The organism is Holdemania sp. 1001302B_160321_E10, from assembly GCF_015552275.1.
In the GTDB taxonomy this organism is placed as follows: domain Bacteria; phylum Bacillota_I; class Bacilli_A; order Erysipelotrichales; family Erysipelotrichaceae; genus Holdemania.
Genome location: NZ_JADNEM010000038.1, coordinates 1 through 25,607, shown reverse-complemented (window position 1 = coordinate 25,607; position 25,607 = coordinate 1). Strand labels below are relative to the sequence as shown.

The 25,607-nt window shown below is 51.5% G+C and carries 25 protein-coding genes; 23 read left to right on the top strand and 2 right to left on the bottom strand.

Annotated features, from left to right (window positions below; genetic code table 11):
- Nucleotides 1-517: 517 nt before the first annotated feature.
- On the top strand, nt 518-1,006 hold the full coding sequence (locus I2D94_RS16035) for an Lrp/AsnC family transcriptional regulator (RefSeq protein ID WP_072685648.1): 489 nt from the start codon (nt 518-520) through the stop codon (nt 1,004-1,006).
- Nucleotides 1,003-2,166 carry an aminotransferase class I/II-fold pyridoxal phosphate-dependent enzyme gene (locus I2D94_RS16030; RefSeq protein ID WP_195397645.1) on the top strand — a complete coding sequence of 388 codons (1,164 nt, stop codon included), beginning with the start codon at nt 1,003-1,005 and terminating at the stop codon, nt 2,164-2,166. Before I2D94_RS16035 ends, I2D94_RS16030 begins: the two co-directional genes overlap by 4 nt.
- Before the next feature lie 115 nt (nt 2,167-2,281).
- Here the strand turns inward: I2D94_RS16030 and I2D94_RS16025 are convergent, their stop codons facing one another.
- A complete protein-coding gene (locus I2D94_RS16025) occupies nt 2,282-3,133 on the bottom strand; it encodes a hypothetical protein (protein ID WP_195397644.1) in 852 nt (283 codons plus the stop codon).
- Nucleotides 3,134-3,389: 256 nt separating this feature from the next.
- Here I2D94_RS16025 and rpsF point away from each other — a divergent pair, with 256 nt between their 5' ends.
- The 13 genes from rpsF to I2D94_RS15960 all read left to right on the top strand — a co-directional run bounded on the left by rpsF (nt 3,390) and on the right by I2D94_RS15960 (nt 15,175).
- Complete coding sequence (gene rpsF / locus I2D94_RS16020) at nt 3,390-3,680, top strand: 30S ribosomal protein S6 (RefSeq protein WP_006057560.1); 291 nt, start codon at nt 3,390-3,392, stop codon at nt 3,678-3,680.
- A gap of 28 nt (nt 3,681-3,708) precedes the next feature.
- Entirely contained in the window at nt 3,709-4,188 is a 480-nt protein-coding gene (ssb, locus tag I2D94_RS16015) for a single-stranded DNA-binding protein (RefSeq protein WP_072685651.1), read from the top strand.
- A gap of 17 nt (nt 4,189-4,205) precedes the next feature.
- Complete coding sequence (gene rpsR, locus I2D94_RS16010; protein ID WP_006057562.1) at nt 4,206-4,436, top strand: 30S ribosomal protein S18; 231 nt, start codon at nt 4,206-4,208, stop codon at nt 4,434-4,436.
- A 62-nt stretch (nt 4,437-4,498) separates the two neighbouring features.
- On the top strand, nt 4,499-5,422 hold the full coding sequence (locus I2D94_RS16005) for a DUF2232 domain-containing protein (protein ID WP_072685652.1): 924 nt from the start codon (nt 4,499-4,501) through the stop codon (nt 5,420-5,422).
- A 5-nt stretch (nt 5,423-5,427) separates the two neighbouring features.
- Nucleotides 5,428-7,380 carry a DHH family phosphoesterase gene (locus I2D94_RS16000; protein WP_072685653.1) on the top strand — a complete coding sequence of 651 codons (1,953 nt, stop codon included), beginning with the start codon at nt 5,428-5,430 and terminating at the stop codon, nt 7,378-7,380.
- Nucleotides 7,381-7,383: 3 nt separating this feature from the next.
- Entirely contained in the window at nt 7,384-7,833 is a 450-nt protein-coding gene (gene rplI / locus I2D94_RS15995; protein WP_072685654.1) for a 50S ribosomal protein L9, read from the top strand.
- Between the two features lie 6 nt (nt 7,834-7,839).
- Nucleotides 7,840-9,171, top strand: a complete 1,332-nt coding sequence (gene dnaB, locus I2D94_RS15990; protein WP_072685655.1) for a replicative DNA helicase — start codon at nt 7,840-7,842, stop codon at nt 9,169-9,171.
- 22 nt (nt 9,172-9,193) lie between these two features.
- Nucleotides 9,194-10,702: a M23 family metallopeptidase gene (locus I2D94_RS15985; RefSeq protein ID WP_072685656.1), complete on the top strand. Its 1,509-nt coding sequence runs from the start codon at nt 9,194-9,196 to the stop codon at nt 10,700-10,702.
- Nucleotides 10,696-11,514, top strand: a complete 819-nt coding sequence (locus tag I2D94_RS15980) for an MBL fold metallo-hydrolase (RefSeq protein WP_072685657.1) — start codon at nt 10,696-10,698, stop codon at nt 11,512-11,514. Before I2D94_RS15985 ends, I2D94_RS15980 begins: the two co-directional genes overlap by 7 nt.
- Entirely contained in the window at nt 11,450-12,541 is a 1,092-nt protein-coding gene (locus I2D94_RS15975; RefSeq protein ID WP_195397643.1) for a S1C family serine protease, read from the top strand. The genes I2D94_RS15980 and I2D94_RS15975 overlap by 65 nt, the downstream gene beginning before the upstream one ends.
- Nucleotides 12,538-13,014, top strand: a complete 477-nt coding sequence (gene rlmH, locus I2D94_RS15970; protein WP_072685659.1) for a 23S rRNA (pseudouridine(1915)-N(3))-methyltransferase RlmH — start codon at nt 12,538-12,540, stop codon at nt 13,012-13,014. The genes I2D94_RS15975 and rlmH overlap by 4 nt, the downstream gene beginning before the upstream one ends.
- Nucleotides 13,015-13,115: 101 nt before the next feature.
- Nucleotides 13,116-13,382 (top strand): HPr family phosphocarrier protein, encoded by a 267-nt coding sequence (locus I2D94_RS15965; RefSeq protein ID WP_006057571.1) that lies wholly within the window; start codon nt 13,116-13,118, stop codon nt 13,380-13,382.
- 98 nt (nt 13,383-13,480) lie between these two features.
- Complete coding sequence (locus I2D94_RS15960; protein ID WP_195397642.1) at nt 13,481-15,175, top strand: phospho-sugar mutase; 1,695 nt, start codon at nt 13,481-13,483, stop codon at nt 15,173-15,175.
- A 31-nt stretch (nt 15,176-15,206) separates the two neighbouring features.
- Here I2D94_RS15960 and I2D94_RS15955 read toward each other — a convergent pair whose 3' ends face one another.
- Nucleotides 15,207-15,908, bottom strand: a complete 702-nt coding sequence (locus I2D94_RS15955) for a hypothetical protein (protein ID WP_195397641.1) — start codon at nt 15,906-15,908, stop codon at nt 15,207-15,209.
- 299 nt (nt 15,909-16,207) lie between these two features.
- Between I2D94_RS15955 and I2D94_RS15950 the strand changes: the two genes are divergently transcribed.
- The 8 genes from I2D94_RS15950 (at nt 16,208) to I2D94_RS15915 (ending at nt 25,502) form a co-directional block, all read left to right on the top strand.
- Nucleotides 16,208-16,402 (top strand): hypothetical protein, encoded by a 195-nt coding sequence (locus I2D94_RS15950; protein ID WP_195397640.1) that lies wholly within the window; start codon nt 16,208-16,210, stop codon nt 16,400-16,402.
- Complete coding sequence (locus tag I2D94_RS15945; RefSeq protein ID WP_195397639.1) at nt 16,377-16,919, top strand: ANTAR domain-containing protein; 543 nt, start codon at nt 16,377-16,379, stop codon at nt 16,917-16,919. Before I2D94_RS15950 ends, I2D94_RS15945 begins: the two co-directional genes overlap by 26 nt.
- 13 nt (nt 16,920-16,932) lie before the next feature.
- Nucleotides 16,933-18,549 (top strand): CTP synthase, encoded by a 1,617-nt coding sequence (locus I2D94_RS15940; protein ID WP_195397638.1) that lies wholly within the window; start codon nt 16,933-16,935, stop codon nt 18,547-18,549.
- A 551-nt stretch (nt 18,550-19,100) separates the two neighbouring features.
- Entirely contained in the window at nt 19,101-19,310 is a 210-nt protein-coding gene (locus I2D94_RS15935) for a cold-shock protein (protein WP_006057580.1), read from the top strand.
- 99 nt (nt 19,311-19,409) lie between these two features.
- On the top strand, nt 19,410-19,952 hold the full coding sequence (locus I2D94_RS15930) for a GNAT family N-acetyltransferase (RefSeq protein ID WP_195397637.1): 543 nt from the start codon (nt 19,410-19,412) through the stop codon (nt 19,950-19,952).
- Between the two features lie 14 nt (nt 19,953-19,966).
- Nucleotides 19,967-20,470 (top strand): hypothetical protein, encoded by a 504-nt coding sequence (locus tag I2D94_RS15925; protein WP_195397636.1) that lies wholly within the window; start codon nt 19,967-19,969, stop codon nt 20,468-20,470.
- A gap of 335 nt (nt 20,471-20,805) precedes the next feature.
- Nucleotides 20,806-22,779, top strand: a complete 1,974-nt coding sequence (glgB, locus tag I2D94_RS15920) for a 1,4-alpha-glucan branching protein GlgB (protein WP_195397635.1) — start codon at nt 20,806-20,808, stop codon at nt 22,777-22,779.
- A 314-nt stretch (nt 22,780-23,093) separates the two neighbouring features.
- Nucleotides 23,094-25,502: a glycogen/starch/alpha-glucan phosphorylase gene (locus I2D94_RS15915; protein ID WP_195397634.1), complete on the top strand. Its 2,409-nt coding sequence runs from the start codon at nt 23,094-23,096 to the stop codon at nt 25,500-25,502.
- Nucleotides 25,503-25,607: the final 105 nt, after the last annotated feature.

Genomic DNA, 25,607 nt, shown 5'->3' with positions numbered 1-25,607 from the left:
ATCAAGATCTTCCGGATGTTGACAGAGGAATTCGGGAAGACGGTTATCGTCGTCACCCACTCCAACGTCGTATCCGAACTGAGCGATCACCGGGTAGTTCTCAACGAAGGACAGCTGAAGGATAGGGAATAAAGATCAGTCAGCGCCGTTTCACCGGTATGGCGATATAAGATAAAAAAGAAGGGATCAGGGAAACCTGATCCTGTTTTGTTGAAAATTTTCAATAAAATCCGAGAAAATTGTCATGATTTTCAGAAACAGACGGCGAAACTTGCCCCGCAAGCCTGTTTTTTATGATATCCTATAATCATTCAGCGTGCCGGCGGCCGGTTTGAGCCGGAACTATCCGGCAATCAGAAACAGCTGGAAGCCAAAGCGCATGATTGACATGAAGCAGAAGCGTGGAAAGTGGGGGAAGTTCGGAAATGAGAATGTGGAAAATGACAAGACTCGTTTCCTGGATGGCCTGACGGCGGGTAATATCAGGTCATAGGAAAAAAGAAAGCGAGGAATACTCATGCAGGAGATTCAATTATTAAAAGCGATCGAACAGGATGCCCGGATATCTGTTACCGATCTTGCCGATATTTTAAACTCAACTCCACAACAGGTAGACGGCGAAATGAAGAAGCTGGCCGAGGAAAAGGTCATCTGCGGATATCACACCGTCATCAACTGGGATAAGACGAATCAGGATCACGTTATGGCGCTGATTGAAGTCAACGCTTCGCCGGAGCGCGACTGCGGCTATGATAAAGTCGCGGAGAAAATTTACCGTTACCCTGAGGTCAGCAACATGTATCTGATTTCCGGCCGGTCCGAATTCATCGTGATCGTCAAGGGCCGGACGATGCGCGAAGTTGCCGATTTTGTCGGTCAGAAGCTGGCTCCGATTGAGGGGGTCAAGGGCACGGCCACTTATTTTGTGTTAAAACAGTATAAAGTCGAAGGCGTGATCATTGATCAGCAGGAAGATGATCAGGAACGTCTGCTGGTGACCCCATGAACCCCAAGTCATTGTTAAACGACGTCATCGGGACGATCCCGCCGTCAGGTATCCGCAAGTTTTTTGATCTGGCCAGTTCGATGGAAGGCGTTATTTCACTGGGCGTCGGCGAACCGGATTTTGATACTCCGTGGCATATCCGCGAGGAAGCGATCTATGCGATTGAAAAGGGGCGGACATTTTATTCCGCCAATGCCGGACTGCCGGAATTGCGCAAGGAGATCTGCCGTTATCTGAAACGGAGATTCCAGCTGGAGTATGCGTGGAACAGCGATATTCTGGTTACGGTCGGCGGCAGCGAAGCGATTGATATCGCCTTCCGCTCGTTATTGAATCCGGGAGATGAAGTGATCGTGCTGTCTCCGGGTTATGTCGCCTATGAACCATGCGTGCGTCTGGCGGGCGGTGTTCCAGTGATCGTGGAATTAAAAGAAGAAGATAAATTCAAACTGAAAAAGGAACAGCTTAAACAGGCGCTGTCCCCGAAGACCAAAGCGATTTTAATGAATTTCCCGGGAAATCCTACCGGCGGCATCATGACAAAGGAAGACTTCAGCGAGATTGTGCCGTTGATTCAGGAATCCGGGATCGCGGTGGTCACGGATGAAATTTACGCTGAGCTGACCTACAGCGGCAAGCATTGCTCGATTGCTTCCTTTAATGAGATCAAGGATCAGGTGATTCTGATCAGCGGTTTCTCCAAAGCCTATTCGATGACCGGCTGGCGGTTAGGCTATATCGCCGCTCATCGGGATTTGATCGCCGCAATGAATAAGGTTCATCAGTACGCGATCATGTGTGCGCCGACAATCAGCCAGTATGCCGGCATTGAAGCGATGGCCAAGGGCGATGGGGATGTTGAAATGATGAAGGATTCGTTTGAACGCCGCCGCAATTTTATCGTCAACGGCTTAAACCGGATGGGATTGCAATGCCCAATGCCGCAGGGGGCATTCTATGTGTTCCCTTCGATCAAGCATACCGGGATGACCTCGGAAGAATTCTGCGAGAAGCTGCTGGAAAAAGAAAAGGTTGCGGTCGTACCGGGCAACGCCTTCGGCGCCAGCGGCGAAGGCTTCGTGCGGATCTCTTACGCTTACAGCATTGATGAAATCAAAGGTGCGCTGGAACGTATCGCCCATTTCCTTGAAACATGTTAAATTATAGAATTACAAAGCTCTGAATTCCTCGGTGAAGTTCAGAGCTTTGTTTTTCCTGCCGGCTTGTTTAGAACATTGGGGGAAATAAGCAGCGAAGGCTGCGGCAGATGAAAGGTCAGGACTGCCACCAGGATGTTGGCGGCTGCTTTGTCATCAGACCTTCAATGATCCAGCCGGAAATTGAGTCTCCGTCATGATGCGGCTGACGGCGGCACCACAGCCAGCCTGTCGAGGTTCCTTTTTTCAGCTGGGACATGCCGGGATCCTCAACTGTGAATTGCAGCTGGAAGCAAGCCTGCTCCCGCTGAATTTGCCGCGCCGTGATTTCACAGTCGGCAATTTTGACCGTACTCCAGAACAGGAGTCCGTTGGGATCCGCAGGCACGTTATAAAGCGCGGCGAGCCGGGCGTAATCCTGAGAAAGAACCGCTTCCTGATACGCTTTGACAAGCTGATCAGCACTTTCAACCGGACCGCGCCGGGTTTGATCGTCCGCCATCCAGAGACTCTGATCCACTAGCCAGGTCTGATCTTCGTTGACCAACGTTAAGACAAGCGCATAAGCCGCAGGCGTGTCCCCATAAGAAGCCTTGATCTGAGCCAAAGCCGTGTTGTCGCTGATCGTCAGGATTTCGCAGCTTTCCAGCTTGCCTAACCGGGTCAGGCCATAATCCGTTCCGCTGACGGCTTGATTGGCAGTGATAAACCGTTCGCGGCAGGCTTCGGTCAAATGGGAAGCTAAACCTTCACCTGCACGCTGAAAGCGCAGTTTGACCACATCGTTGACCAAAGCGGCGATGACTTCCGGGTTTTGCTCCGCGAATTCCGGACTTTTCTGATTTTCAGCATGCTGCTTCTGATAATCGGCAGAGACGGTGGTCAGACCGATTTCCGCAGGCTGATGTTGGCAGCCGGTCAATAAAAGCAGGATCGAAAAGGCGATCCATCCCTTTTGGTATGGTTTCATAACGACGCTCCTTTTTTCTAACTTTATTATATAGGAAACGTCAGGGAAAAGGCAGTTGAATACCGTAAAATCGAGGATTGGCAAAGGAAAATCAGGCCGGAATGACAGGCTTTTTTATAAACATAAAATAACAAAAAAACATGTTTACTTTCGCTGGGGAGTTTGCTATACTAGATAAACGGGTAGATATAAAAAATATTTACTCCTTGCTTATCCGCCAAGCGATAAGCCAATAGACCATAAGGAGGTGTGCTACATGAAAAAGTATGAAGTCATGTACATCGTAAACGCATCCCTGGATGATGCAGCTCGTCAGCAGGTTATCGACGGACTGCACGCTATCATCACCGACAACGGAGGAAAAATCCTGAAGGTAGATGACTGGGGAGTCAAAGAGTTTGCGTATCGTATCGAAGACATGACCAAAGGTTACTACATGGTTGTAACTTTTGAAGCTGACAATGCAACGGTTAAAGAATTTGATCGTCTGTCCCGCATCAATGCGAACATTGTCCGTTACATGATCATCAAACAGGACGAAAAATAAGCGATAAAGTACTGAAGGAGGAGCTGTCATGATTAATCGTGTCATTTTAGTCGGGCGTTTAACCCGCGATCCAATGCTGAGAAAGACCCAGAGCGGACTTTCTGTCGCAACCTTCACCGTCGCCTGCGACCGTCGGTTCTCCGGCGGCAACGGGCAGGACCGGCAGACTGATTTCATCAGCTGCGTGGCCTGGCGGCAATCTGCGGATTTCCTCGGCCAGTATGCGCACAAAGGGGCGCTGGTCGGCGTTGACGGACGGATCCAGACACGGAACTATGACAATGCTTCCGGTCAGAAAGTGTACGTCACAGAAGTGGTCTGTGACAGCGTACAGCTGCTGGAATCGAAATCGGCATCCGAGAATCGTTCTGCTTCGATGGGCTATCAGCCGCAGAACGCCGGCTATGCCCAGGCCAACCCGTTTGGGGACGCTGCGGCGAACGATGGATTCGATGATTTCAGCGCTGGTCCGACACTGGATATTTCCAGCGATGACTTACCATTTTAATTGAAAGGAGATCGACTATGGCATTCAAAAAACAGCGTATGGGACGCAAAAAGGTTTGCTATTTCACAAAGAACAATATCACTTCGATCGACTATAAAGATGTTGAACTGCTGAAGCGGTTTGTTTCTGCCAACGGCAAGATCATTCCACGGCGGGTTACCGGCACGCGTGCGAAGTATCAGCGCATGCTGGCGACTGCGATTAAACGCGCACGCCAGATGGCTTTGCTGCCTTACGTTAACGACTAAGTTATGAAAAAGCCTCCATCAGTGATCTGGTGGAGGTTTTTGCCATTCACAGGAGGGACAACATGAATAATAGTGTAAGAAAAATAACCGACGGCGCGATGATGGTCGCCCTGATCGGTCTGTTTCTGTTTATAAACCGGCAGCTGGCCGGGCTTTTGGATTTGTACGCCGCATGGCTGGTACCGCTGCCGATGGTGATGTACGCGGTGAAATACGGATGGAAAAGCGCGCTGGTTCCGTTTGTTTCCGTTATTTTTCTTTCATTTATTATCGCCGGACCGCAAACCTGGTTTTACGTCATTACGGCCTGCGTTTGCGGCGTAGTGTACGGCCAGGGCGTGAAAAGCGGATGGAATAATCTGCGCCTGATGCTGACGACGATGATCTTTACCATTCTTTCAAATTTAATCACAACGGTTTTATTTGCGTCCTTTTTCGGTTATGATATAGCTATGGAAATTTCCGAAATGGGCAAAATGATGACGCAGATGTCGGAAAATTTCAATGTGCAGCTGCCGGCGAGTCTGGATATCACGGGATTTCTCAAAATGATCTTCGTTTTGTCAGCGGTGCTGACCGGCGTGATGGAAGGCATCATCGTCCATCTGCTTTCGAATTTCATGCTCAAGCGGATGAAGATTAAAGTCGCGCCGCCCAAGCCGTTAAGCGAGATCATGATCCCGAAGGCGCTGGCCTACGTCTGCTTTCTTCTGTTTATCGCCAGTAATTTTACCAGCCAGCTGGCAACGCTGCCGTCCTGGGCGACGGAGCTGATCCTGATCGGCGGGGTGTTGGGCGCGCTGGTACTGGTCTTTTTCGGTTATATCTGCTGCCTGGTTTACGGGGCGGTCCGCTACCATAAAAACGTCGCGCTGTTCGTCATTCTTATCACGTTCTTGATGCTGCCGATCATGCTGCCGCTGCTGGCGATCGTCGGCTTCCTGTATGTCACTACCGATATGCGAGAGAAAATTCTAAGGAGGTAACGTTTGTGTCTGAAAAAATTGGAAAGATCAAAACGCTGCTGCTGATCCTGATTGTTGTCGAAGTGCTGGGCTTAGTCTGCCTGTATTTCCTGTTCGATCTGGATATCAAGCTCGCCGCTTTATACTTCATCATTAATACCCTGACGGTGTATTTCCTCGTGCAGTATTTTCAAGAGGACAGCCAGAACCGGATGTTCGGCGTTTCCCGAATTCTGGGCAGCGAAGCCAAGGATGCTTTCCAGTTTGGTCAGATTGGAATTCTGACGTATGATGAAAACTACACGATCACCTGGATGAGCGAATTGTTCGCTGATCGCGGCATCAACCGCATCTCCAAAAAGCTGACGATGTGGCTGCCGGAGGTCAACGATCTGATTCAGGGGGATGTGGAAAAAGTCCAGGTTCAGATTGACGACCGGACCTATGAAATTGCGCGCAAGGAAGACGCCCGGATTTTGTTTTTCCAGGATGTCACCGAGCAGCAGCAGCTGGAGAAAGCGTATCAGGAAGAACAGGTCGTCGTCGGTCTGATTCATCTCGATAACTACGAAGAATCCACGCAGTATGAAGAAGAACAGGAAATCGCGATGATCAACAACAATATCCGCCAGCCGGTCGTCGAATGGGCGAAGAATCACGGCATGCTTCTGCGGCGGTTAAAGTCCGACCGGTTCCTCGTCGTTTTAAACGAGCGGATTTTCAAGCAGATCGTGGACGAACGTTTCAGCATTCTGGCCCAGACCCGCAAGGCATCCCAGCAGCTCGACGTGGCGATCACCCTGTCGATGGGCTTTGCCCGCGGAAGCAGCGACGTGGCGCAGCTGGATGAAATGGTCAATCAACTGCTGGAACTGGCGCAGAGCCGGGGCGGCGACCAGGTGGCGATCCGCCGTCAGGGCGAGGACGTCAAATATTTCGGCGGCAGCAGCGAAGCGCAGGAAAAGCGCAGCCGCGTGCGCGTGCGGATCATGGCGCATACGCTCCGCGATCTGATCAAGAAGAGCACGAACGTTATTTTATTAGGCCATAAGGAAGCTGATTTTGACTGTCTCGGTTCGCTGATGTGCTTAAGCCGGATCGTTCAGGCATATGACAAGCCATGCTGCATCATTTCCAAATCCGGCGGGATGGAGGAAAAGCTCAGCGGCGCGATGAATCTGTATAAGAAGGAACTGGAACCGCGGCATAAATTTGTCACGGAAAACGAAGCGCTGAACCAGCTGCGGGACGGAACGCTGGTCATCATGGCTGATCACCATCACCCGAGCCAGTCCAACGGCGCACAGGTATTGGAAAAAGCCAAGAAGATCGCGATTTTCGATCATCACCGCCGCCGTACCGATCTGGATATCAACCCGATTCTTGTCTACATCGAACCGAGCGCATCCAGCGCTTGCGAATTGATCTCGGAATTTGTGCCGTATCAGACCGGCAAGGTCGACTTTATCAGCGAGGAAGCAACGATCATGCTGACGGGCATGATGATCGACACCAACCGCTTTAAAGTCCGCACCGGCACCCGCACGTTTGAAGCCGCGGCGATGATTCGCCGCTGGGGTGCGGATCCGCAGGAAGCCGATAATTTATTAAAGGATGAATATTCTGAATTTGAAACGAAAACAAAGGTTTTAAAATTCTGTGAAAAAAGAGATAATGGTATTGTCATTTCCGCAGTGACGGACAATGAGATTCTTTCCCGCGCGATGCTGTCGCAGGTTGCCGATACGATTTTGATGATTAAAGGCGTGGAAGCCGCTTTTGTCATCGCCAGGATCAGCGATTCCCAGACGGCGATCAGTGCGCGCAGCCGCGGCCATGTCAACGTGCAGGTGATTATGGAACGGATGCACGGCGGAGGGCATTTGAGCGCCGCCGCGCTGCAGCGGGAAAATACGAGCGTGGAAGATTTACGAACCGAGTTGATCGCCACGCTGGACGAAGTAATGAAGGAGGAATAAACGATGAAAGTCATTTTATTAAGCGATGTCAGCAAGGTAGGCAAGAAAGGCGCGATCGTGGAGGTTGCCGACGGCTATGCCCGCAACTTTCTGATCCGCAACCGTCTGGCTGTTCAGGCTACGGCCAAGAGTCTGGAAATTCTGGACGAACAGAAGGTTCAGGCGAAGCTGAACGAAAAGGAAATGGAAGCTCAGGCCCGCGAAACGGCGGCGAAGCTGGAAAAGATCATGCTTCAGTTCTCGGTTAAGAGCGGCAAGGAAGGCCGCGTCTTCGGTTCCGTATCGACGAAGCAGATTGCCCAGGAATTAGAGCGCAAACACGGCATTCATATCGACAAACGCAAGATTCTCGATACCGCGCCGATCCAGAGCCTCGGCGTCACCAATGTCCGGATTGAACTGTATAAGGACGTGATCGGGACGATCCGCGTCCAGGTTACAGGAAAAGAGTAATCGCGTATGCGGCAGATGCCCAGCAGTATTGACGCCGAACAGTCGTTGTTGGGTTCGCTCTTCATCTATCCCAACAGCGTCCGCATCGCGTCTGAAGAAGGACTGCGCAGTGAAGAATTCTTTTTAGAAGCACATCGCAAAATCTACGCCGCCGTGGAAACACTCAACGGCGAAGGCAAACCGGTCGACGCCGTATCGGTAGCCAGTCTTCTGACCGATCAGGGACTGTTGGCTTCAGTCGGCGGTCTGGAATACATCATGCAGCTGGCGGACAGTTCCGTAACCTCCGCCAGTACGAAATACTATATCGAGCTGATCCAGTCCAAAGCGTTATTGCGCAATTTAATTGAAACCGCGCAGAATATCGCCGAGGAAGGGATGCAGAATGCCGGCGACATGGAAACGATGATGGACATGGCGGAAAAGCAGATCCTCGACGTGACGCGCCGGCGCAAGACGACCGATTTTAAATCCAGCAACGAAGTCGTAAACGAGGTCATTGAAAATATCCATAAAATGAGCGCGCAGAAATCCGGCGTGACCGGCGTGGCGACGGGGTACCGCGATCTGGACAACACGACCAACGGGTTCCAGCGCGGCGACCTGATCATCCTGGCGGCCCGACCTTCGATGGGCAAGACTGCCTTCGCGTTAAACGTCGCAATGCAGATCGCGCAGCTCAACCATCAGGCCGCGGCGATCTTTTCTCTGGAAATGCCTGCCGAGCAGCTGATCTCCCGTATGCTTTCCGCCAAAAGCCGGGTTCCGGGCGGCCAGCTGCGCACCGGCTTTCTCAACAACAACGAATGGAACCAGCTTAACGAAGCCGCTGCCGATTTGAAGGCGACGAAGATCTTCATTGACGATTCTCCGAACGTGCGGGTTTCCGAGATTCATTCCAAATGCCGCAAGCTTCAGGCGGAGCACGGTCTGGCCGTCATCCTGATCGACTACATTCAGCTGATCACCGGCAGCGGCCGCAATCCCGATAACCGCCAGCAGGAAGTTTCGGAGATTTCCCGCGGTCTCAAAGGGCTGGCGCGTGAGCTGCAGGTGCCGGTCATCGCTTTGTCGCAGCTGTCCCGATCTGTTGAAAAACGTGAGGACAAGCGGCCGATGCTGTCCGACCTGCGTGAATCCGGAGCCCTGGAACAGGATGCCGACATCGTTATGTTCTTATACCGCGATGAATACTATCAGCGGGAAAAGAGCGAGGAAGGCACGGAAAAAACAGAAATTAACATCGCCAAGCATCGTAACGGTCCGACCCGTCAGATCGAGCTGGCGTTTGAACGCAACATCAACGCCTTTTACAACTATGAGAATCAGAATGGGTAACGACCCCGAAAGGGAGGATTGAATGAAAAAATGGATACCGATTGCCGCCGCGCTGGTTTTAAGCGCGCTGATCGCCGGGCTGTGGCCATCCCTCTCCCGGGCGAATCAGGTTGTCGCGGCACAGGGAAAGGTGGAAGAAAGTTTGCTTCCCCAGCAGGTTGTAAGTCTTTCCGCTCAGCCGCAGACGGTAAAAAAAATCTATAACGCCGGAAAACTGGTCGGCGTCGTCAACGATTACGCGAAAGTCGAAGCACTGTTGGATGAAGTCTACCACAGCGTTTATGAGGATGATTTTCCCAATACCCGTCTGGAGCTGGGGGAAGATCTGATCGTGACCGACGAGCTGAGCTACACCCGGTACGAGAATATCGACGCGGCGATTTGCGCGTACTTGAAGGAAAACGATCTGTTTTCCGTCGAAACCAACCGGATTGACTTTTCGGATGAAAACGACGTGTACGCGACGATCTACGTTAAGAATCTCCAGGATTTTTATGACGCCCGGGATCAATACCTGTTGAATTTCGTGTCCAAAGAGACGCTGGATACAGTGCGGATGGGACAATCCACACCGGAGCTGAAGACCTACGGCACCCGCGAGGTCAGCATCGACGTGCTTGAGAAAATGACCGTTACCAATGGCCGGGCTTCATCTTCCAATATTCTGAAAGACAAGCAGGAAATCCTGCACTATTTAAGCTATGGGGCCGACCCGAATCTGGAAATGAAATACTACACGGTTGTCGAAGGCGATATGATCGACGGCGTCGGCACGAAGAACGGGCTGTCCGCCCAGCAGGTCGTGTCGATCAACAGCGATCAGCTGGACAATGTCGATCAGCTGATCCAGCCGGGCATGGTGCTCAACGTCACCAATTTCCAATCTCCGATTACGATCAAGGTTACCAAGGAGCGCGTCGCCAAAGAAGAAGTTTATCCGGAGGATCCGATTTACAAGGAAGATCCGAATATGAAGGAAGGCTCCTCCGTCATTGACGTGCATGCTCAAAATGGTTCACGCAACGCGTTCTATGAGGAAGTCTGGATTAATGGCGAGAATACCGGCGGTACGCTGGTGTCCTCGATTATCACCCGCCAGCCGGTCCGCGAAGAAACGCGCGTCGGCACGAAGGTCATCCCGGGCTATGGCACCGGTACATTCCGCTGGCCGGTTGACAATCCGTCGATTACCTGCCGCTGGGGCTGTTACAGAGGGCATCAGGCGATCGACATCAAGAACTCCTATAACCGCTATGGTAATCTGTATGCGGCTGACCGCGGCACGATCGTAGAAGCCAGCTACAGCCCGATTAACGGCTACTATCAGATCATTGACCACAATAACGGCTATAAGACCTATTACGGCCACATGAATCAACCTGCCTTCTTCAAAGTCGGACAGAACGTCGAAAAAGGCGAGATTATCGGCCAGATCGGCATGACCGGCCGGGCGACCGGGCCGCACGTTCATTTCTTCATCATGAAAAACGGCGTGCGTCAGAATCCGTGCAACGGGTGGCTGCCATGTTAGGCTCGATGGAATTTTACCTGTTGGCGAGCGGTTCCAAGGGTAACTGTTTTGTGTTAAAAACCGCCGCCACGCAGATCGTGATCGACTGCGGCACGACCAGGACTTATTTAACACGCAGTTTTCACATGATCGGTGTAGACTATCTGAACACAGAAGCACTGTTGGTCACCCATGGTCACCGCGACCATACAAGCCAGCTCAAGATGTTTTCCGGTGTTGAAGCCTATGCGGCTTTCAGTCTGGAAAACCGTGCGGATCAGCACTGGATCAAGCCCTATACGCCATTTCAGGTGGGCGATCTCAGAGTGACGCCGCTGCCGCTGTCCCACGATGCTGAAAATACCGTTGGCTTCGTTTTGGAAACGGCGCAGGAAAAGCTGGTTTACATTACCGATACCGGATATGTTCGGGAGGAATGCGTGCCGTTGATCGCCGATGCGGACTATTATGTGATGGAAAGCAATCACGATGTGGGAATGTTGATGCAGACCCGCCGTCCCTATCCGATCAAAATGCGGATTCTTTCCGACAGCGGCCATCTGTGCAACGAGGACTGTGCCCATCTGCTGACGCGCTTAGTCACGCCGCGGACTCGTTCGATCTTCTTGGCGCATCTCAGCGAAGAAGCGAACCAGCCGCAGCTGGCCCGGCAGGTCAGCGCCGACGCTTTGAAACAATGCGCCTGCCGAAAGGATCTGGTGCTGAAAGCCGCGGGACAGTATGAAATACTCATGGGAGGATGCCGATATGAAGAAAGGCTTGATTCTGCTTACCGCCCTGCTGGCGTGCTGGAACTTGGTTCTGACCGTTGAGCTGTGGCAGGTAAAAAAAGAGAAGTCACAGGAACCGCCGACGCAGGATCCGCAGCAGTCGACGCGTCCGGTTTCGGTCGTTACCTCGGATATCACCAAGATCGTGGAGCGTAGCGAAGCGAAGGTGACCGGCGTGTCGGTGCTGGATGAGACTGGCGAAGATCTGATCGCCAGCGGCAGCGGAACGATTTACAGCACGACCAGCGAGGCCGTGTATATCATAACCAATCAGCATGTCATTGCTTCAGGAGGTCCGATCCACGTATCGTTTGCCAACGGCGAACAGCTGCCGGCGGAGTTAGTCGGAGCGGATCCCTATACCGATCTGGCATTGTTAAAAGTGATCCCCGATTTCCGGGCTGAAGCGTTTGATCTGGGCGATTCGTCACTGTGCAAAAAAGGCGAATGGGTCATGGCGATCGGTCATTCGATGGGAGCGGAAGCCGACGGCAGCGTGACGGTCGGCGTGATTTCCTCCAAAGACCGCACGATTTCCATGGATGTGGATAAAGATGGAACGGACGATTGGGACATGCTTGTGCTGCAGACCGACGCGGCCATCAATGCCGGCAACAGCGGCGGCCCGTTGATCAATATGAACGGCGAGCTGATCGGCATTACGACGATGAAGCTGCAGGGGAATTCTACCGAGGGCATCAGCTTCGCGATTCCGATCAACGAAGTCACGACGATTGTGGAACAGCTGAAGGCCAGCGGCAAGGTCAACCGGCCGTTTGTCGGCATCAGCGGCAAGGACGTCAGCGCTCTGACCAGCTATCAGAAAAGCTATATGGGCATCAGTCTGGATCAGACCGAAGGTCTTTTGGTCACCAAGATTGCTGAGGAATGCCCGGCTGAAAAAGCCGGCGTGCATGTCAACGACATCCTGATCCGTTTCGACGGATCGCCGGTGGACAGCTATAAAACCTTCCGCAAGCTGCTGTATGGCAAAACGATCGGCGATCCGGCTGAGCTGGTCGTTCTGCGCAACAATCAGGAAGTCAAGCTGAGCGTGACGATTGAATGATCCGGGTGATCGCCGTCGGGCGCATTAAGGAAAAACCGATGCAGCAGTGCATCCAGGAATACCTGAAACGGCTGCAGCCGTATTGTAAGACGGAGATTGTTGAAGTCGACGACATCGCCGCGCCGCAATCCAATTCCCCAGCGCAGAACGAGCAGGTGAAGCAGAGGGAAGGCGAACGGATTCTGGCGAAGCTGAAAAAAGAAGAAACCGTGGTTCTGCTCGATTTAAAAGGCAAGTCCTATACTTCCGAGCAGCTGGCAGAGCAGATCCAGCAGATTTTCAGCTACCAGGGCAGTCAGATCGCTTTCGTCATCGGCGGCTCGCTGGGCGTCAGTCCGGAAGTGATCGCCCGGGCCGATCTGCGCTGGAAGCTTTCGGATCTGACATTTCCCCATCAGCTGTGCCGTTTGTTGGTTCTTGAACAAATTTATCGAAGTTTCAGGATTTTAAATCACGAACCTTATCACAAATGAAAGCGGTGACTGAAAGCCCTATCGTTTCTTCACTTTCTTCTTGTAACACGTTCAAAAATGAGTTAAAATGAATTCAGGTAGAGCAGGAGGTAAAAAACAAAATGAAACAGATTTCTGTATTGGTTATTGATCCAGTTGGCTTACATGCACGTCCGGCAACGGTTGCAGTCAACGCTGCCAGCAAGTTTAAGAGCGAAGTGAAGGTTGCTTATAAAGGACGTTCTGTCAACATGAAATCCATCATGGGTGTTATGTCCCTGGGCATTCCGACACAGTCCGAAGTGACGGTAACCTGTGAAGGCGAAGACGAAGAAGTCGCAATCACAACAATCGAAGAAGTTCTGCGTGCACAGAAAGTAATTGCATAAGTTGGATTGAATAAGAAGATGCGCGGCATCTTCTTTTTTTTCCAAGGGCTATGTAAGCGCAAACATTGTCGAAATTGATCATCAAGGGAGGAAAAACTATGATCGAAGAATTGTATCAGCGGTGGCTGAATCATCCGCACATCGACCCGCAGCTGAAAAAAGAGCTGGCGGGCATGAGTGAGAAAGAAAAGCAGGATGCGTTCTATACGAATATTGAATTTGGTACGGCGGGCATGCGCGGTCTGTTAGGCGCGGGCACCAACCGCATCAACATCCACACGATCCGCAAGGCGAACGAGGGCTTTGCCCGCTACATCGTCGGCTGCGGCGAGGAAGCGATGCGCCGGGGCGTGGCGATTGGTTACGATAACCGCCACATGTCCAGCGAGTTCGCACGGGAATCCGCGGCGGTCTTAGCGAGCCATGGGATTACCAGCTATGTTTTTGAAACACTGCGGCCAACGCCGGAGCTGTCCTTCGCTGTTCGGAATCTGAACTGTTTTGGCGGCATCATGATCACCGCTTCGCACAATCCGCGGGAATACAACGGTTATAAGCTGTATGATGAAACCGGCTGTCAGTTAGTGCCGGATTTAGCCCAGCAGGTCATCGATCAGGTCAACGCCGTCGAGGATGAACTGGCGATCGATCCGCAGCTCACATCCGCGCAGCAGGAGCTGATCCACATGATCGGCAAAGACGTCGATGAAGCTTATTATGAAAACGTGCTTTCGATTCAGTTAAATCCGGACGTCAATCGCGATCTGGTGGAAATCGTCTTCTCACCGGAACATGGCACCGCCAACATTCCGGTCCGCGAAGTCTTTACCCGCGCCGGTTATCATTTCACGCCGGTTGAGGAACAGTGCACGCCGGATCCGGATTTCTCCTGCACCAAGACTCCGAACCCGGAAGAAAAGGGGGCTTACGAGCTGGCGTTAAAGCTGGCTGAAGAAAAGAAGGCCGATATCATTCTGGTCTGCGACCCGGATGCCGACCGGATGGGCGTCGGCGTGCTGCATGAGGGCGAGTATGTGCTGCTCAGCGGCAACCAGAGTGGTTCCGTTTTGATCGAATACATCCTTTCTCAGCTGCAGGCGAAAGGCAAGATGCCGCAGAATCCGGTGATGTTCAATACGATCGTTACCAGCGATCTGGGTGAAAAAATTGCTTCCAAATACGGTGTGGAAACGGAAAAGACGCTGACCGGCTTCAAATTCATCGGCGAAAAAGTCGCCAAGTATGAAAAGACGCAGGCCAAGAACTATGTGTTCGGGTATGAGGAAAGCTACGGTTCTCTGATCAAACCGTTTGTCCGCGATAAAGACGCGCCGCAGGCTTGTCTGATGCTGGCGGAAGCAGCTTGCTTCTATAAGGCTCAGGGCAAGACGCTGGTCGACGTGCTGAACGGTCTGTACGCCGAACTGGGCTATTACAAGGAGAGCCAGACCTCGCTGACGTTGAAGGGTCAGGAGGGTGCGTTACGGATCAAAGAGATTCTGGACACGCTGCGCAAGGACAAGCCGGCGCAGATCGGCGGTACTGCGGTTGCCGCGATTGAAGACTATCAGGAAGCAACCCGCGAGGAAAACGGCGTGATCGCTGCTTTGGAGGGCTTCTCCAGAAGCAACGTGCTGAAATACTATCTGGCCGACGGTTCCTGGATAGCGATCCGTCCAAGCGGCACTGAACCGAAATGCAAGTTCTATTACTGCATCAAGGGAACCAGCGCGCAGGATGCCGAAGCCAAGACGGAAGTCATACAGAAAGCGATTGCCGATTTAGTCGCATAAGTGAAGAATAAAAGAAATCAGATCCCGATAGTCAGGATCTGATTTTCTTTTTCAGCAGTTCTTTGACTTGTTTTCGCTGTTCGTTTTTGTCTTCAACCCGAGTGAGGACTCCGATCAAAGAGGTGAATTCATCCATACCGAGCATATCGACGGCATGTTCATCCCGTTCGCTCAGGTCCATCCGCTGACTCAGGACAACCTTGATCAACGCTCGCTGACCCGCTTCCCAACCCTTGTGGAAACTTTCTTCGCTTGCCCTTTCCAAGCGGCGCTGCTCGTCGACTTTATCAAACTGCGCGCGCATGCAGGCGATTGCCATCCGGGTGTTACTCAAATAATCGGCCCGGCTTTCTTTCTTTTCCTGATCGGATTTCTCAGGCTGCGGATTCAAGCGCCGCCGACTGACGAGCGCTTCGATTCGTTTTCGCAGATCTTTGCCATTTTCAAGACTGTCCAGAATTTGCACTAAGGCGGCAATGTCGTCTTCTTCAAGCAGAAAGATCAGACGTTTCTCACTTTCCGTTAACGCCATCCGCTGTTGGATAAGGTCTGTGAATAAAGCCCGCCGGCCTTCGATCAACCCTTCCGCTTTGCCCGCTTTCCAACCGTTATCCCATGCTTCTTCTTTATTGCCGCCAAGCACTAACCACTCGTCAATGTCATTAAAATAATCCCGGATCCGGCAAAGCAGCGAGTCCGTATCCTGCAAAAAGTCCAATTCCTCTTCAGTCATCTGCCAATCGCTCCTTTTATTATTAATTCATTTGAGTTGATTATAACTCAAAAAGGTTTTTGAAGCAAGCGCCTGAGAATGATTTCCTACCTGAGGCGTTGATTCTTACAGTTACAGGTGATGATGGAAACAGATTATCTGAATCCTCCAGTCTGCTTTCCGGGGATTGGAGTATAAATTCCGAAAAAAATTCTTGAACTGAAAAAAGCCTTCCTGTATAATACTTCCGTTGAACGAAGGGGTTCATGAAAAGTCAGCTTTTCATGTCCCCTTTTCTTGTTGAAATTGAGGTGAAGCCGATGCTGAAAAATAAGCAAATTTCCTTCCATCCAGTTCAGGAACACGAGGTCCGGTTTAACCGGCTGATCTTTGGCGGATTGCCTGAAGAAATGTCGGGACCGGCGATGAGACGGGGATATATCCGCTGTCCGCTGTCCACACTAACAGAGGAAAGACAGGCGAAACTCAATGTTAACTGTATTGTTAGTGAATAATGCGCTGAGCGCACAGACGCGCTTAACGAGTTTAATTCGCCGCTTCGGCGGACAAATCATGGGGCAGGTCAGCACTTTGGCGGCAATGTTTCCGCTTTTGAAGCAGCAGCCGATTTCGCTGGTCCTGATCGATTTGCCAACCCAGGAAGCGGCGTCGCTGTCCCGTTTGCTTCAGCAGGCGGCAAGCTATCCGGACACCTTGTTTTTATTTTGGATTGCAGCGGGAATGCAGCCTGTTTCCCCAATAGATAACGTGTTGTTCTGCCAACGGCCGGTGCGGCTGGATCCCGTGCTGAATCAAATTGCGAGTGAAGCTCCGGGTCTGCTTCAGCGAAGTTCGGCATTGAAGGCGCTGGCAGCGCAAAGCGGACAGATCCGGCGGGCGAAGCAGGTGCTGATGGAAACGGGCATGAACGAAGACGAAGCCCATCACGCGTTGGAAAAGATGGCGATGAATTTACGGATCAGCCGCGGTGAAGCGGCCCGGCAGATCTTAACTGAGAACGAACAAAAGTGAGGAGATCAAAGCAATGAAATATATTTTTGTAACCGGCGGCGTCGTATCGGGATTAGGAAAAGGTATTACCGCCGCCTCGTTAGGACGTCTGTTAAAATCCCGGGGATTAAAAGTTGCATCCCAGAAACTGGATCCCTATATCAATGTCGATCCGGGCACGATGAGTCCTTACCAGCATGGCGAAGTGTTCGTCACTGAAGACGGGGCGGAAACCGATCTGGATCTGGGGCATTACGAACGATTTATCGACGAAGACCTGAACCGGTTTTCCAACCTGACGACCGGCAAGGTCTATTGGAACGTTTTAAATAAGGAACGCCGGGGTGAATATCTGGGGGAAACCGTGCAGGTGATTCCGCACATTACCAATGAGATCAAAAAATTTATTTATTCTGTCGGCGAATCCTCCAACGCGGACGTCGTCATCACGGAGATCGGCGGCACAATCGGCGATATCGAAAGCCAGCCGTTTATCGAGGCGATCCGTCAGATTTCATTGGAGGTGAAAAAGGAAAACTGTCTGTTCATTCATGTGACCTTGATTCCCTACATTGAAGGCAGCGGCGAACTGAAATCCAAGCCGACCCAGCATTCCGTCCGCGAGCTGCGCGCCAACGGCATCACGCCCGACATCATCGTCTGCCGCTGCGATCAGCCGCTGCCCTCCGTGCTGAAAGAAAAGATCAGTCTGTTCTGCAATGTCCAGCCGGACTGCGTGATTGAAAACCGCACTGTTCCGGTGCTCTACGAAGCGCCGCTCATGCTTCAAAAGCAGCATTTGTCCGATAAGGTGTGCGAGCTGCTTCATCTGGATTGTCCGGATTGCGATCTGCGCGAATGGAATCAAATGCTCGATCGGATCCGTCAGAGCCGCAATCAGGTGACGATCGGTTTAGTCGGGAAATATGTGAAGCTGCGCGATGCTTATCTGTCAGTGGCCGAAGCGCTGCGCCACGGCGGTTATGCCAACGGAGCCCAGGTGGAAATTCGCTGGATTGAAGCGGAAACCGTCACGGAGGAAAGTGCGGAAGTGATCCTGGGGGACTGCGATGGAATTCTGGTACCCGGCGGCTTTGGCGACCGCGGCGTCGAAGGCAAGATCATGGCGGCGCATTACGCCCGGAAGCATCAGATTCCTTACCTGGGGATCTGTCTGGGCATGCAGACGGCGGCGATAGAATTTGCCCGGTATGCGCTGGGCTATGCCGGCGCGCACTCCCAGGAATTTGATCCGGCCAGTCCGCATAAAATCATCGCTTTCATGGCTGATCAATCGGATGAACTTGAGAAGGGCGGCACAATGCGTTTAGGCGCCTATCCCTGCCTTATTCAGCCGCACTCGCGCTTAGCTTCACTCTATGGCTGCGCCCAGATCCAGGAACGTCACCGCCACCGTTATGAGTTCAACAACGCGTACCGCGAGGAATTTGAAGCACACGGAATGCGGATCAGCGGAACCTCGCCGGACGGCCATCTCGTTGAAGCAATCGAACTGGCAGATCATCCGTATTTCGTTGCGGTGCAGTATCATCCGGAATTCAAGAGCCGTCCCAATAAGGCACATCCGTTATTCTCCGGTCTGATCGCAGCGGCGCTGAAACGTCGCAACCCAAAGAACGGACAGGACTGAAACCCAAAGCGGGTTTTCGCTCAGCACTTATCCAGGAGGAATAGAAAAGAGAAATCCAATCCTGCTTAATCGAAACGGCCCAGATGATCCGCGGAATATTTGATGGAATGAAGTTGCAATTCCTTCTGAGCAAAGCTCAAATGACAGGCAGGACAGATATTTCAATGTCCTCAGAGCACAATGTCCATGCGGGCAAAGGAGAAGTCTGGAAGCGATGCTCAGCCGTCCTCATACCGCAATAAAACAAAAACAGAATACCTTGAAAACCCTCGAGACCATCCTGAATTCAGAATGACCTCAGAGCCAGCCGGCAGTTTTAAACTGATCCGGTTTTCTTTTTGTCCCCTTTCCGATGGATAGTAACAACTTTAGTGTAAACGAGGTCTGGAAGTAGTTGACAACTTTTTTGTTTGAGCATATAATATTAACAGATTTAGACCGTTGGATGATATGATAACGCGCTGTGAGATCATGCTTCAAGAGGTGATTTCGAGCGCGTTTTAGCTTATTGACCCATTAAGTTCTAAATTCAATAAGGAGGGTATTTCATAATGAATACTGGAAAAGTAAAATGGTTTAACGCTGAGAAGGGCTACGGATTTATCTCTGACGACAACGGACAGGGTGATATCTTCGTTCATTTCTCTGGCATCAACGGCAGCGGCTACAAGTCCCTGGAAGAAGGACAGAAGGTTTCTTACGACGTTGAAAACGACGAAAGAAGCGGCAAGACACGCGCAGTCAACGTTACCGTTCTTTAATCAAAACCATCTGCTTTGAGGCCTGCGGGCCTCTTTTATTTTATCCGGATTCATGGAAAGAAGACGGAAATCCGAAGTAAGTATATTGAAGGAGGGTCTATGATCAAATCCTTAAGTGAAGCTGAAATGACCGAGGTGTATCGCCAAAGGATGAAGCGGGATTTCCCGCCGAACGAATTAAAGCCGTTAACTCGGATTTTATCGCAGAAGCGGAAACATATCGCGCTGTGCCTCGGTTATTACAAACAAGATCAGCTGATCGGTTATGCCGTGCTGCAACAGGACGAGCGGCAGCGCTGTCTGCTGCTGGATTATTTCGCGATATTTGACCACAACCGCGGACAGGGCTTGGGAACCTGCTTTCTCAACGAGTTGAAAACGATGTTTGCCGATCGGGAAATGATCGTTATTGAAGCGGAAGCCGCAGTCACGGAACAAGCGCGGAAACGGATTGCGTTTTACCAGCGCGCCGGGGCGCGAATAAGTGGAATTCAGCTGCATCTCTACCATGTTGATTACGCTGTGCTGACGCTGGATCTGGCGGCCGTGCTGGATGATACACAGGTGCGCCGACGGATTACAGATCTCTATCGGCGGATTTATCCGGCATTTTTCCGCAAACTGTACCTGCGCATGGAATAAAGGAGAATTGAACAATGGAGAAAAAAATGGAAGAAAAACTTCAGGTTCTGATTCAGCTGGCGACGTTATTGAACGAGAATCAGATCCTGTGGGCCGTCGGCGGATCGCTGCTGCTGTACTTCAATGGTTTGGTTTGCGACTTTCACGATCTTGATCTGATGATCGACGAATATGCGTGCGAACAGGTTGCGCGGTTGTTCAGCCCGCTTGGAATCCGGCATCCTCAGCTGCCGTCGCCGCAGTTTCATACGCAGTGCTTCATGGAATTTACGATCAGCGGCGTGGAGATTGATGTGATCGGTAATCTGGGAATCGAACATGAAGGCCAGATCGTTTCATTTCCGCTGCAAAGTGAGGAAATCGAGGGACAAATCATGCTGGGCGGCCAGCGGATACCGCTGCACTCTTTGCGGCAATGGGAACGTTGTTATGCGCTCATGGGCCGGACGGAAAAAGCGGCGATGCTGCGCCGGGCGCGGGAAGCGGAAGAATTGGGGAAGGCCATAAAAAAATCCTGACGGACAAAAAAGAAACTGCGAAGTGGGTGATCAGCCTGATTTCAATGAGAAGGTAATCATTTACCGGAATTTTCCATAAGCGGTAAACACTGCGAAGTCAAAGAAAAGCGGGACTTTGAAATAAGAAAGGGCTTTCAAAAGACGACAAGAAAAGATTGAACTGTCCGGCTCAATGTTGTAATATGATAGTAGGTAAAACACAGGCGAAAGCCGCTCTCTTTTTAATTGAGATCTGGAGGAACGAAGATCATGATGCTGAAAAAAACGCTGGAAGGAATAGACATGTTCAGCGGTTTTCGGCATAAAAGAAAAGAGAGAGAAACAGGAGGAAATCCATGAATCAGACAACACTCATTGAAAGCTTTCATCAGGGGCACTGCATTGACGCTTACGAGCTTTTCGGCGCTCATTTCACGTATGAACGAGTTAACGGCGTGCGGTTTACGGTCTATGCGCCGCATGCGCGCAGCATCCAGGTCGTCGGTGATTTTAACGACTGGAACGGCGAGAACGCAAACATGGAGCGGCTGCCGGAAGATCAGGGGATCTGGAGCCTGTTCATCCCGGATTTAAAAGAAGGGCAGTTGTATAAATACCGGATCGAGGATTCAGCCGGCAACGTTTTCGACAAGTCCGATCCGTATGCTTTCTACAGCGAGATGCGTCCGAACAGCGCTTCGGTCATCGTCAATCTGAAAGGCTTCCAATGGAAAGATCAGATCTGGCTGGGCGAGCGCTCCAAGAATTTCTCGGAACCATTAAACATCTATGAGGTTCACGCCGGCAGCTGGAAAAAGAACGGTCCGTACTGGTTAAGCTACCGCGAGCTGACGAAGGAGCTGATTCCCTACGTCAAGGAACATGGTTTTACGCACATTGAGCTGATGCCGCTGAACGAACATCCGTTTGATGGCAGCTGGGGCTATCAGGCCAGCGGTTATTTCAGCTGTACTTCCCGCTATGGGCAATGCAAGGATTTAATGGAATTCATCAACGAATGCCACCGCCAGCACATCGGCGTCATCCTCGACATGGTTCCGGTGCATTTTGTCAAGGACAGTCATGGACTGCGTTATTTCGACGGCGAAGCGCTGTATGAATATCCGAATGTCAACGATGCGCACAGCGAATGGGGAACGATGAATTTCGACCTGTGGAAAGAGGAAGTCCGCAGTTTCTTGATGTCGTCCGCGTCGTTCTGGTGCGATCTGTATCACATCGACGGCATCCGCATCGACGCCGTCAGCAACATCATTTACTGGGGCGGAAACAAGAACCGCGGCACCAACGAAGGCGCGCTTGCGTTTATCCGCCGGCAGAACTATTATTTGTCGAAGAAATATCCGGAGGTCATGTTGATCGCGGAGGATTCCTCGGATTATCCGAAGGTTACCAAATCGACGCTCGAGCTGGGGCTGGGTTTTGATTATAAGTGGGATCTGGGCTGGATGAACGATACCCTCAAATATTACGGCCGCGATCCGATCTACCGTAAATACCATCACAACGAGCTGACCTTCTCAATGGCCTACTTCTATTCCGAACGGTTTATCCTGCCGTTAAGCCACGACGAGGTCGTCCATGGCAAGCATACGATCGTCGACAAGATGTGGGGCAGCTACGATCAGAAATTCGCGCAGGCCAAAAACCTCTATCTCTATCAGTTCACTCATCCGGGCAAGAAGCTGAACTTCATGGGCAATGAGATCGGCATGTTCCGCGAATGGGACGAAGCCCGCGAGATGGACTGGTTTCTGCTGGGGTATTCCCGCCATGCGGCGTTTGCGCGGTATTTCCAGGATATCAGCCGGATCTATTCCCATCACCGGGCGCTGAGCCGCTATGATTATGATTACCAGTATTTCCGCTGGATCGACGCGGATAACGGCGATCAGAGCGTATACAGCTATTATCGGGAAGATGAACAGAATATCATGGTCGTCGTCCTCAACATGACGCCGGCTTCCTATGAGCATTTCCGAATCGGCGTACCGCAGGCCGGCACTTACAGCGAGCTGATCAATACCGAAAAGGATATCTACGAAGGCTGCAATATGTGCAACTTCAAGCCGGTGGCGACGGAAACCGTACCGGCGCATCACTTTGAACAATCGCTGGATATCCGCGTCGCGCCGTTTGCGGGCATCCTGTTAATCTGTAAGAAAAGCGCGAAGAAAAAAGCCGCGAAGAAAGCGGAGAAGAGCGAAGCGGCAAAGCCGGAAACGGAGATGGAAAAATCGACGCCGGCGGACGCTGGTAAAGCGGCGCCGAAAAAGAAGAAAACAACCGTCCGAAAGAAAGCCGAATAGGGAACGACGCATCGCCCCTGCAGCACACACGTATTGGGGAATTCGCTGCAGGGGCGATTTTGTTGAAAAATGGTCATTTATTTTTGCTTCCCTTTGCCGGAAAGATGGGATCGTCAGCGGCATGAAGACAGGGATAAAGCCGGGGAGCAGCCATATAAATTTGAGAAAAGATTTGAATAAACCAGAATCAGGATTAAGGAAAAAAACGAATAGTAACGCTGATTCAGGTAAAAATGAGGAAGTAACCGCTTTTATTAACAGGAAGCGATTGCGTTTTAGGGAAAAACTGGTAAAATACACGCGGGAGGAATTTTATGTTCAATAACAAACAGGAATTCGTAGAAGAATTCACCAAACGGATCGAGGAAAATTACGGACGATCTGTCGAACAGTCCCATCCGACAGAACGATTTATGGTGCTGGGCGGGATGGTTCGTGATTTTGCGGGCATCCATTGGAAAGAAACCAAAGAGAAGATCGCTGCGGATCAGGCTAAGCAGATGTATTACTTCTCGATGGAGTTCTTGATCGGCCGGCTTTTAACCAATAATTTAATGAATCTGGGCATTTATGAACTTGTCCGCGACGGCTTGCAGGATCTGGACATCGACATCAACGAGCTGGAAGACCTGGAATCTGACGCGGGTCTTGGCAACGGCGGTCTGGGCCGCCTGGCTGCCTGCTTTCTGGACTCGCTGGCGTCGCTGCAGCTGCCGGGCAACGGCAACTGCATTCGCTATCAATACGGATTATTCCGCCAGAAGATTGAAAACGGCTATCAGGTGGAGGTTCCGGATCAGTGGCTGAAACTGGGCAACGTCTGGGAAGTCCGCAAACCGAAGAGCGCGGTCGACGTGAAGTTCTGGGGTCATGTCGAAATGCGCAAGGATGAAAACGGCGAACTGATTTTCGATCATGTCGACGCGGAACACATCCGCGCCGTGCCGTATGATATGCCGGTGGTCGGTCATGGCACCAAGGAAACCAACACGCTGCGCTTATGGTCAGCAGAAGCCTCCGACATCATCCCGACCAATAAGGATTTCCGGTTATACTTACAGGAGCTGCAGGAAATCTGTCTGAACGTCTATCCGGACGATTCGACCGACGATGGCAAGATCCTGCGTCTGAAGCAGCAGTATTTCTTTGTTTCGGCCGGTGTGAAGTCGATCATCCGCTCGCATCTGCGCGTCTATCCGACGCTTGACAACCTCGGCGAAAAGATCGCAATCCAGCTCAACGATACGCATCCGGTACTGGCGATTCCGGAACTGATGCGCGTTTTGATGGACGAGTATCACTATGATTGGGATCATGCGTGGGCGATCACAAACTCCGTCATGGCCTACACCAACCATACGATCTTGTCGGAAGCCCTGGAGAAATGGCCGATCGCTTTCGTTCAGCGGCTGCTTCCAAGAATTTATATGATCATTGAGGAAATCAACCGCCGCTTCTTGAAGGAAGTCGCGGAGAAATTCCCGTATGAACGCGATATCGCCTATCGCGTCGCGATTTTAAAAGACGATCAGGTTCACATGGCGTCTCTGGCCGTCGTCGGCTCGCACAGCGTCAACGGCGTCGCCCAGCTGCACACCGACATTTTGATCAACGACCTGTTCCACGATTTTGTCCGGCTGTATCCGGATAAGTTCAATAACAAGACCAACGGCATCACGCACCGCCGCTGGCTGTTGTACTCCAACCCGCAGCTGCGGAAAATGCTCGACGAGCTGATCGGCGAGGGCTATGAGTATGATCTCAACGAAATTGAAAAGCTGATGGAGTATGTCGACGATCCGGCGATTCAGAATCAGTTTCTGGACATCAAGCGCCAGCGCAAGGAAATCCTGGCGAAGCTGGTCAAAGACCGCTGCGGTGTCGAGATCGACCCGAATTCCATTTTTGACGTTCAGGCCAAGCGTCTGCATGCTTACAAGCGGCAGCTGCTCAATGCCCTGCACATCATCTACCTCTATCAGCGGATGAAGGAAGACCCGTCGTTTACGATCACGCCGACGACGTTCATCTTCGCGGCCAAGGCGGCTCCGGCCTATTATTTCGCCAAGAAGGTCATCAAGCTGATCAACAGTCTGGGCGATGTGATCAACAACGACCCGGCGGTCAATTCGATGCTGAAAGTCGTATTCATCCCGAATTACAGCGTATCCATCGCCGAAGTGCTGATGAACGCGGCGGATGTGTCCGAACAGATTTCTACGGCTGGCAAGGAAGCCAGCGGCACCGGCAACATGAAGTTCATGATGAACGGTGCGATCACGCTGGGCACGCTGGACGGCGCCAACGTCGAGATCGACGAACGCGTCGGCCGTGAGAACGACGTGATCTTCGGCTTAACTGTCGATCAGGTGACGGAACTGAAGAAGAACTACAACGCCTGGGATTATTACAACGGCGACGAACGGCTGAAGAAAGCGATTGATTCGCTGGTCGACGGCACCTGGGCCGCGGATCATGACGAGTTTAAGCTGATTTTCGACGAGCTGATGTATAAGAACGACGAATATCTGCTTCTGGCGGATTTTGACAGCTATGTCAGAGCGCATGAAGAGATTCAGCGGCGCTATGGCGACCGTGGTCAGTGGGCGAAGTCCTGCCTGATCAACATTGCGAAGTCAGGCTATTTCAGTTCTGACCGCACGATCCAGCAGTACGCCGATGAAATCTGGCACATCAAGCCGGTCCGGATCGACGATAAATAAAGAGAGTTTCCCGTGTTTTTCTAAAAACGGCTCTTTCAAAAATAGTGTTGGTGAGAGAAAAACCGAAACAAGAAAGACGCAGATGAGTTCCAGAAATGGGACTCA